Source organism: Actinomyces sp. S6-Spd3 (genome assembly GCF_000758755.1).
GTDB lineage: Bacteria > Actinomycetota > Actinomycetes > Actinomycetales > Actinomycetaceae > Pauljensenia.
Genome location: NZ_JRMV01000079.1, coordinates 1 through 536, shown reverse-complemented (window position 1 = coordinate 536; position 536 = coordinate 1). Strand labels below are relative to the sequence as shown.

General features: G+C 52.2%; 1 protein-coding gene. It reads left to right on the top strand.

Annotated features, from left to right (window positions below; genetic code table 11):
* Positions 1–40: 40 nt before the first annotated feature.
* Positions 41–536 (top strand): MFS transporter (locus HMPREF1627_RS00485; RefSeq protein WP_234305177.1); only part of this gene is annotated, 496 nt, incomplete at its 3' end.

Genomic DNA, 536 nt, shown 5'->3' with positions numbered 1-536 from the left:
CGTGGTTTGGATCGCACTCGCTTTTGCGTTCCTAATTCAGATGGCTGGAATCAATAACGTTTTGCTCTATGCAACAGACCTGTGGACGACTGTAGGGTTCACTGGAAATCTATCTGTCTTTATTCCTGTCCTGACCTCAGTCATTGGCATCATTATGACCTTGATTGGCATGGCGGTGATTGACAGGATCGGACGTCGTCCGCTTTTGCTCTGGGGAGCGGTTGGCATGTTCGTTTCCATGCTCGTAGCTGCTATCACCTTCACTCAGGGAACCACCACCGACACGGGCGCACTCAACCTGACGGGAGCTTGGGCATTCGTTGCCCTTGTTAGTGTTCATCTCGTTTACATCATTTTCTGTGGTACCTGGGGCGTGGTCCTCTGGGTGTTCCTGGGAGAGATCTTCCCGAACCAGATCCGAACCGCTGGCTTGGGACTGGCAACCGCAGGAAACTGGATTGGTGGGACACTAATCACCTTCCTGTTCCCGGTCACCAAGGAATACATCGGCCTATCTGGTACCTACTTCTCGTATG